This is a genomic window from Acidiphilium sp. PM (genome assembly GCF_000219295.1).
Taxonomy (GTDB): Bacteria; Pseudomonadota; Alphaproteobacteria; order Acetobacterales; family Acetobacteraceae; genus Acidiphilium; species Acidiphilium multivorum.
This window is the reverse complement of the sequence record NZ_AFPR01000066.1, coordinates 1-7,776: the sequence shown is the minus strand read 5'-3', so window position 1 is coordinate 7,776 and position 7,776 is coordinate 1. Positions and strand designations below refer to the sequence as shown.

General features: G+C 69.7%; 9 protein-coding genes and 1 tRNA gene. 4 read left to right on the top strand and 6 right to left on the bottom strand.

The genetic code is table 11. From position 1 onward, the window contains the following. The 6 genes from APM_RS02375 to APM_RS02350 all read right to left on the bottom strand — a co-directional run. Window positions 1-300: MerR family transcriptional regulator (locus APM_RS02375; RefSeq protein ID WP_007421757.1), on the bottom strand; the 300-nt coding region annotated here is incomplete at its 3' end. Continuing rightward, complete coding sequence (locus tag APM_RS02370) at window positions 297-611, bottom strand: integration host factor subunit alpha (RefSeq protein ID WP_007421756.1); 315 nt, start codon at window positions 609-611, stop codon at window positions 297-299. The genes APM_RS02370 and APM_RS02375, both read right to left, overlap by 4 nt. An 81-nt stretch (window positions 612-692) precedes the next feature. Continuing rightward, window positions 693-1,655, bottom strand: a complete 963-nt coding sequence (locus tag APM_RS02365; RefSeq protein ID WP_007421755.1) for a beta-ketoacyl-ACP synthase III — start codon at window positions 1,653-1,655, stop codon at window positions 693-695. A gap of 5 nt (window positions 1,656-1,660) precedes the next feature. After that, entirely contained in the window at window positions 1,661-2,734 is a 1,074-nt protein-coding gene (plsX, locus tag APM_RS02360) for a phosphate acyltransferase PlsX (RefSeq protein WP_007421754.1), read from the bottom strand. A gap of 156 nt (window positions 2,735-2,890) precedes the next feature. After that, complete coding sequence (rpmF, locus tag APM_RS02355; protein WP_011941402.1) at window positions 2,891-3,094, bottom strand: 50S ribosomal protein L32; 204 nt, start codon at window positions 3,092-3,094, stop codon at window positions 2,891-2,893. 155 nt (window positions 3,095-3,249) lie between these two features. Next, window positions 3,250-3,771 (bottom strand): DUF177 domain-containing protein, encoded by a 522-nt coding sequence (locus APM_RS02350; protein WP_035187520.1) that lies wholly within the window; start codon window positions 3,769-3,771, stop codon window positions 3,250-3,252. Window positions 3,772-3,853: 82 nt separating this feature from the next. Between APM_RS02350 and APM_RS02345 the strand changes: the two genes are divergently transcribed. The 4 genes from APM_RS02345 (at window position 3,854) to APM_RS02330 (ending at window position 7,588) form a co-directional block, all read left to right on the top strand. Beyond that, a complete protein-coding gene (locus APM_RS02345; RefSeq protein WP_007421753.1) occupies window positions 3,854-4,351 on the top strand; it encodes an outer membrane protein assembly factor BamE in 498 nt (165 codons plus the stop codon). Window positions 4,352-4,355: 4 nt separating this feature from the next. Next, on the top strand, window positions 4,356-5,945 hold the full coding sequence (locus APM_RS02340) for a PhoX family phosphatase (RefSeq protein WP_007421751.1): 1,590 nt from the start codon (window positions 4,356-4,358) through the stop codon (window positions 5,943-5,945). Between the two features lie 61 nt (window positions 5,946-6,006). Further along, window positions 6,007-7,485, top strand: a complete 1,479-nt coding sequence (gene gabD / locus APM_RS02335) for an NADP-dependent succinate-semialdehyde dehydrogenase (RefSeq protein ID WP_007421750.1) — start codon at window positions 6,007-6,009, stop codon at window positions 7,483-7,485. 13 nt (window positions 7,486-7,498) lie between these two features. Continuing rightward, a tRNA-Ser gene (locus APM_RS02330) sits at window positions 7,499-7,588 on the top strand. Window positions 7,589-7,776: the final 188 nt, after the last annotated feature.

Sequence of the window (7,776 nt, the reverse complement as noted above, 5' to 3'; positions counted from 1 at the left end):
CCCGCCGCTTTCGCGAAGCAGGCGCTGAACGCCCTTGATCGTGTAGCCCTGGATGTAGAGCAGGTCGGCTATGCGCTGCAGCAGCAGGACATCGTCGGGCCGGTAATAGCGCCGTCCGCCGCCCCGCTTGAGCGGCTTGATGCGGGGGAACTTGGTTTCCCAGAACCGCAGCACATGTTGCGGCACATGCAGTTCGTCCGCCACCTCGCTGATCGTGCGGTAGGCTTCGGCGGATTTGCGGACCCGGTTGCGGCCGTGCTCGTCCGGCGTGGATTCGTGGCGATGCGGCTCGTCGGTCAAGACTGGCCTGCCGCCGACGGAACCTGGCCGGTATCGACGGCGTCGCGGAGGATCTGGCTCGGCCGGAACACCAGCACGCGGCGCGGCAGGATCGGCACTTCACGTCCCGTCTTGGGGTTGCGCCCGATCCGGCGGCCTTTCTGGCGGACAGAAAACGTCCCGAACCCGCTGATCTTGATGGATTCGCCTTCGGCCAGCGCCTGCTTCATGCGGTCGAGCACAGCCTCGAGGAGTGCCGCGGATTCATTGCGCGACAGCCCAACCGCCGCGTAAATCGACTCAGCCAGACCTGCGCGTGTCAACGTGCTCATTTTTCAAGATTAGCAAGAAAGCCTGTCGGGTCAACACGGAACAGGCTGCGGGCAGTGGCCGGAGCCATGCGCGCCGGCGGTTCAGAAGCGGATCAGCGCCGAACCCCAGGTCAGCCCGCCGCCAAGCGCCTCGATCAGCACGAGATGGCCGCGACGGATGCGCCCGTCGCGCACAGCCTCGTCGAGCGCGAGCGGGATCGACGCGGCGGAGGTATTGGCGTGCCGGTCAACCGTGACCACGACCTGCTCCGGCGCGAGGCCGAGCCGCTTGCCCATCGCGTCGATGATTCGCCGGTTGGCCTGGTGCGGCACCAGCCAGTCGATATCCGCCTGGGTCAGATCGTTGGCCGCCAGCGCCTCGTCGACCGCGCCGGCGAGCTTGCTGACGGCGTGGCGGAACACCTCGCGCCCGTTCATCACGAGGTGCTGCGGCCGGTCGTCCTGGCCGGTCGCCCCGTCGATGAAGAGGATGTCGCCGTAGCGCCCGTCGGAATGGATATGGGTGGAGATCACGCCACGATCGTCCTCGCCGGTGCCGGCGCGCAGCAGCACGGCGCCGGCGCCGTCGCCGAACAGCACGCAGGTGCCCCGGTCCTCCCAGTTGAGGATGCGCGAATAGACTTCGGTGCCGATCACCAGCGCGCTGCGGCATTGCCCGGCGCGGATCATCGCATCGGCCACCGAAACGCCGTAGACGAAGCCCGAGCAGGCGGCCGAGAGATCGAAGGCGAAGCCGCGCGTCATGCCGATGGCGGCCTGGATGCTCACCGCGGTGGCCGGAAAGCCCTGGTCCGGCGTGGACGTCGCGACGATGACGGCATCGACCGAATCGGCCGAAGCGCCGGCGGCGGCAAGTGCCCGCCGCGCCGCCTCGGCGCCCATGAAGGTCGCGGTTTCATGCGCGGCGGCGATGTGCCGCTGGCCGATCCCGGTGCGCTCGCGGATCCACGCGTCGGACGTGTCGATCCGCGTCGCGAGCTCGTCATTGGTGACGATGCGTTCCGGCAGGTAGCTGCCGACCCCTTCGAGAACGGTGCGTTGCATGTCGGTCAGCCGGTTGTCACGGAGGTGGCGGAAGCGGGCGGTGTGGCGCGGAACGCATCGCTGGCGAGGCGTTCGCGGTCGGCGTGGCGGCCGAGATCGTCGCGGATGCGGTCGTTGAAGCGATTGACGATCATGTCCATCGCCACATCGACCGCATGGGCGAACCCCTCGGCGTCGGCGCCGCCATGCGACTTGACGACGACACCGTTGAGTCCCAGCAGCACGGCGCCGTTGTAGCGCCGCGGGTCGAGCCATTCGCGCAGCCGGGTCAGGCCCGGCCGGGCGAGGAGATAGGCGAGGCGGGAGGCAATGTTCGCCGAGAAGCCCCGGCGCAGCAGGTCGCCGACCAGGCGCAGCGCGCCCTCGCCGGTCTTCAGCGCGACATTGCCGGTGAACCCGTCGGTGACGACGACGTCGACCGTCCCGCCGGCGATGTCATGCCCTTCGATGAAGCCGCGGAACTGCGGCCCGATCGGGCTTTCGCGCAACGCCTCGGCGGCGCGCCGCAGGGTTTCGTCGCCCTTCATTTCCTCGGAGCCGACATTGAGCAGGCCGATCGTCGGGTGCGGCAGGCCGAGCACCGTCCGGGCGAACAGCTCGCCCATCACGGCGAATTCGACGAGGTTGCGCGCGTCGCAGACCACATTGGCGCCGAGATCGAGCATCACGACGTCGCCGCGGGCCGAAGGGCCGATCGCCGCCATGGCCGGGCGGTCAATCCCGCTCATCGTCTTGAGGACGATCTTGGCCAGGGCCAGCATCGCGCCGGTATTGCCCGCGGAAATCACGCCCGCGGCCTCGCCGTTCGCCACCGCGTCGATCGCCCGGCGCAGCGAGGCGTCGCGCAGGCGCAGTGCCGCGGTTGGCTTCAGTTCGTTCGGGATGATCTCGGTGGTCGGCCGGATCGAGACCCGGTTGCGCAGCCGCTTGCTGAGCCGCACCAGCTCATCGATCTGCACCGCATCGCCGAACACCTCGAATCGCGCATTGGGATGGCGCTCGGCCGCGATGTCGAGCCCCGCGATGACCATGCCGGGGGCGCTGTCGCCCCCCATGGCATCCACCGCGAGGATAGGCATCCCCGGCGCCGGCGTTGCGGTCCGATCGGATGCGGTCGCCGTTTCCGGCGTCGGGGGCGGGCTTGGCATGGCGGAAGGGGAGGCGGCTGCGGCTGTTGATCCGGTTGTCATCGGCGGCCTGAAGGCACGTACGGCGCCGACGCGGACACGACCGGATCAGACCCTGACCGTGCCCTTGAGATCCTTGCCGGCCGCGACGACTTCGCGCCCGTCATAATGGCCGCAATGGCCGCACACATGATGCGGGCGCTTCAGCTCGCCGCAATTGCTGCACTCGGCATGAGCCTGCTGGCCCAGCGCATGATGGCTGCGGCGCATGCCTTGGCGGGAGGGGGAGGTCTTGCGCTTGGGTACGGCCATGGTCGACTCTCGGTTCTCTTGTGTTACGTCGCGACGGGTCGCGGCGCGCCAGCGGGTGACGCCCCGCTGACCGGGGGGATTGGAAAGCGGCCCTCTAGCAGAGCGCCGGGCCCACGGCAAGTTTGTCCGGCGCGGGACTGCCACATGCCGGTTGCTCAGTTGGGCCGGCGCAGCCGGGCGAGCGCGGCAAAGGGATGCGCCTCATCCTTGGCGCCGGTCCCGGAAGCCGCGGGCGGCTCGGCGCCCGGCCGGCGCGGATACGGATCGAGGGCCAGCGCCAGCTGTTCGACGAGCAGCGCGCCGAGATCGAACACCGTGCCGTCGGCGACGATGTCGTCCGGCGCATCGGGGTCGAGGGAGCCGGCATCGTCCGGCTCGCCGCCGGAAAGCAGCCGGAAGCTGGTGCGCTCGGCGATGGTCTGTTCCACCGGCTCGAGCGAGACGACGCAGCTCTGGATGACGCGGGCGGCAAGCTCCAGCCTGGCCTCGGCCTGGTCCGGCCCGATGCGGCTGATGTGGAACCGGCCGGACAGCGCCTCGACCGCCGGAATGCCGAATTGCCGGGCGATCGCGGCGCGGGCCTCGGCGTCGGCATCGATCGTCACTTCCTGCGCCGCATCCCCGAGGCGGGCGAGATCGAAGTGCCGCGACAGCGGAAACGGAGGGGCGTCAGTCATCATGAAATACTGGCGCATCTTGCACGACGATGGAAGCTCGCCCATAGAACCGGGACCAGCCGCAACCCGAGGATCCAGCCGCGTGCGCAGATTGGCGACCAAGCTCCGCCCATTGTTTCCCCTCCTGCTGCTGCCGGCGCTGGCCGGCTGCGCCCTGTTCACGGCCCAGCCACGCTATCGCGGCACCGCGGTAACCGAGGCGCAGCTCAAGCAGCTCACCCCCGGCGTCTCGACCGAGGCGGACGCGACCGCGCTGCTCGGCTCGCCGACGCTGCGCGAAACGTTCCACGATCACGACTGGCTCTATGTGAGCCAGGTGACGAAGCCGCGCATCGGCCAGACCCTTGGCGTCGAGAAGCAGCAGGTCGTCGTGCTCGATTTCACCGGCAACGGCGTGCTGAAATCGATCCGCCGGGTCGGCGGGAAGCAGGCGGTTCATGTGGCGATGGCCGGCGGCAGGACGCATGCGCCGGGCGGCCATGCAAGTTTCCTGCAGCAGCTCGTCGGTGGCGTCGGGCACTATAATCCGGGCCTCGGCGCCGGATCGGCCGGCGGCCTCGGCGGCGGGAGCGGTTTCTGATCCCATGATCGGACGGCGCGGCGTGATGGCCGGAAGCGTGGCGGCGCTGGCGATGGCCGGCGCCGCCCGCGCCTCGACGTCTGTCCTTGGCACGGCGGAACCGGTCACCAGCCTGCCGCCAGGGTCGGAGGCCCCGCAACTGAACGACGTCGTCGCGCCGGGCTGGCGGCGGGACGTGCTGATCCGCTGGGGCGACGCCGTGCTGCCATCCGCGCCGCCCTTCCGCCCGGGCGAAGTCACCCTCGCCGCCGCCAGCCAGCAATTCGGCTGGGATGCGATCATTGCCGGGCTGGTGAAGATGCCGCCGGCCGACGACGGCGTGCGCCGGCTGCTGATGGTCGTCACCCACCCCGACGTGGAGATGCGCATGGCGTTTCCGCGCGGCCGCGGCGCCGCGACCGTCGCCGGCAAGATGCAGGGCGCCTCGGTGCTCAACCTCGCCATGCAGAACGGGCGCTGGGTGGTGGTCGCCGGCGGCTACCAGTCCCGCCGCATCACCGACGGCACGCTGTGCCGCATCGCCGGCCCGGCCGCCGCTTCGGTCGGGCAGACGGTCCAGGGCGTGCTGGCGCCCTCCATCGGCGGTGTGACGCCCTGGAACACGGTGCTGCTGCCCGAGGGCCACACCGCGGGCTGGATCCGGCGCCTGGCCGGCCATGCGCCCGGTTTCGGCAGCCCGACCGTGGGCGCCGGCTTCGGCTGGGTGGTCGAGCTCGACGCCGCGAATCCGATGTCCTTTCCGGTGAAGCGCACCGCCCTCGGCCGGCTGCCCCGCGCGGGCGTGGCCTGCGGGCTCGCCGCCGATGGCAGCGCCGTGGTCTTCATGAGCGAGGACGGGCCGATGGGGCGGCTGTTCCGCTTCAAGGGCGCCGCCCCGGCCGGCACCGGCGAGGGCGCGCTCGAGGCCGGCACGCTCGCCGTCGCGGTGATCGAGCACTCGCACATCGTCTGGCACGACCTGCCCGCCGGCCTGCCCTCGCTGACCGCGACGGCATCGGCCGGCCGCCGGGGTTCCGGCTTCGATGCCCCTTCGGGCATGGCGATCGCCCCGGACGGCACGCTCTACCTCGCCTGCCGCGGCAATCCGGGGCGGGGGATCAGCCAGATCGATCCGCTCAACCCGCGCGCCGGCAACGGCGCCGGCCACATTCTGGCCTTCGCCCCCGAGGGCGGCGATCCCGGCGCCCGCCGCTTTGCCGGTCGCGTGGTGCTGCTCGGCGGCAATCCGGCGCATGATTCCTCCTCGCGCTACGCGCCTGGCTCGACAGCCTGGCTGCGCGCGCCCTCGACCCTCGATCTCGACGGCAGCGGCCGGCTCCTCATCGGCACCGACCAGCGCGGCGCCGTGACCGACACGGCGGACGGGCTGTTCGCGATGCACCCGCATGGCGGGCTCGATCTGCTCTACAGCGCGCCGGTGGGGGGTGCCGTCGGCGGTGCCGCGGCCGATCCGGCAGGGAAGACGCTGTTCACCGTGGCACGGCATCCCGGCGGCACGCGCGAGGCCGATTTCGCCGATCCGGCCACGCGCTGGCCGACGGTGCGCCCCGGCATGCCGCCGCAGACCACGATGGTGTCGCTCGCCCCGGATTGAATCCGGCCCCGGCCGGCGTACCTGAAGCCATGACGCTTTTGAACATGACGAGGAGGGCAGGATGCTGAACACCACCGGAACGGTACGGCTGAAAGACCCGGCGCTGCTGCGGGAAGCCAATTACATCAACGGAGAATGGGTGCAGGCGGAGAGCGGGAAGACCCTCGACGTCCTGAATCCAGCGACGGGCGAACTCGTTGGCCGGGTGCCGGCGATGGGTGCCGCGGAAACGCGCCGCGCGATCGAGGCGGCCGGCCGCGCCCTGGCCGGCTGGCGGGCGATGCTGGCGAAGGAGCGCGCTGCGATCCTCCGCCGCCTCTACGAGTTGATGATGGCCAACCAGGACGATCTCGGCGCGATCATGACGGCCGAGCAGGGCAAGCCGCTGGCCGAGGCGAAGGGCGAGATCGCCTACGCCGCCGGCTTCATCGAGTGGTTCGCCGAGGAGGGCAAGCGGATCTACGGCGACACCATCCCGCAGAACGCCCCCGGCCGGCGGATCATCGTGCAGAAACAGCCGATCGGCGTCTTCGCGGCGGTCACCCCGTGGAACTTCCCCTCGGCGATGATCACCCGCAAGGCCGGTCCGGGCTGGGCGGCGGGCTGCACCGGGGTGATCCGCCCGGCGAGCCAGACCCCGTTCTCCGCCCTTGCCCTCGCCGTCCTTGCCGAGCGCGCCGGCATGCCGGCGGGCGTGTGCAACATCATCACCGGCCCCTCCGGCCCGATGGGTGCTGAACTCACCGCCAACCCGATCGTGCGGAAATTCTCCTTCACCGGCAGCACCGAGGTCGGCGCGAAGCTGCTCGCCCAGTGCGCGCCGACCATCAAGAAGACGTCGATGGAACTTGGCGGCAACGCCCCCTTCATCGTCTTCGACGACGCCGATCTCGATGCCGCGGTGAAGGGGGCGATCGATTCGAAATTCCGCAATGCCGGGCAGACCTGCGTCTGCGCCAACCGAATCCTCGTTCAGGACGGTGTGTTCGAGCTCTTTGCCGAAAAGCTGAAGGTCGCGGTCGAGGCGCTGAAGGTCGGCAACGGCATGGAGCCTGGCGTCACCCAGGGGCCGCTGATCAACCGCGAGGCGGTGGAGAAGGTGGAGGCGCATATCGCCGACGCGGTGGCCGGCGGTGCCCGAATCGTCACCGGCGGCACGCGCCACGAGCGGGGCGGCAATTTCTTCACGCCGACCGTCATCGCCGACGTGAAGCATGACGCGCTGATCTTCCGCGAGGAAACCTTCGGCCCGGTTGCCCCGCTGTTCCGCTTCAGCACCGAGGCGGAGGCGATCGCGATGGCGAATGATACTGAATTCGGCCTCGCCAGCTATTTCTATGCCCGTGACGTGGGGCGCATCTTCCGCGTTGCCGAGGCGCTGGAATACGGCATCGTCGGCATCAACGAGGGCCTGATCTCGACCGAAGTCGCCCCCTTCGGCGGCGTCAAATCCTCCGGCCTCGGCCGCGAGGGATCGAAATACGGGATCGAGGATTATCTCGAGATCAAGTATCTGGCGCTCGGCGGCCTGGGCGGCTAAACCGGCGCTGCCAGGATGGGTGGCCGAGTGGTTTAAGGCAGCGGTCTTGAAAACCGCCATACGTGAAAGCGTATCGTGGGTTCGAATCCCACCCCATCCGCCAGTTTCGCGTTTCACGCGATCTCAATCAGTCTCAACCACCTGAAATCTCTTCACTTTCCTCCGTGGTGATGTCCTAATCCGTCTCACGAGATACCCCTCAATCCCGGGGCGCCCTGGGGTCGGATGCGGGGTATGGGACAGGAGGCAGGGGTATGCTCACCGACATCGCCGTCCGCAAGGCGCAGGCCC

Coding starts and splice junctions, on each gene's coding strand:
- APM_RS02370 (WP_007421756.1), bottom strand. CDS start 611: ATGAGCACGTTGACACGCGCAGGTCTGGCTGAGTCGATTTACGCGGCG.
- APM_RS02365 (WP_007421755.1), bottom strand. CDS start 1,655: ATGCAACGCACCGTTCTCGAAGGGGTCGGCAGCTACCTGCCGGAACGC.
- plsX (WP_007421754.1), bottom strand. CDS start 2,734: ATGCCTATCCTCGCGGTGGATGCCATGGGGGGCGACAGCGCCCCCGGC.
- rpmF (WP_011941402.1), bottom strand. CDS start 3,094: ATGGCCGTACCCAAGCGCAAGACCTCCCCCTCCCGCCAAGGCATGCGC.
- APM_RS02350 (WP_035187520.1), bottom strand. CDS start 3,771: ATGACTGACGCCCCTCCGTTTCCGCTGTCGCGGCACTTCGATCTCGCC.
- APM_RS02340 (WP_007421751.1), top strand. CDS start 4,356: ATGATCGGACGGCGCGGCGTGATGGCCGGAAGCGTGGCGGCGCTGGCG.
- gabD (WP_007421750.1), top strand. CDS start 6,007: ATGCTGAACACCACCGGAACGGTACGGCTGAAAGACCCGGCGCTGCTG.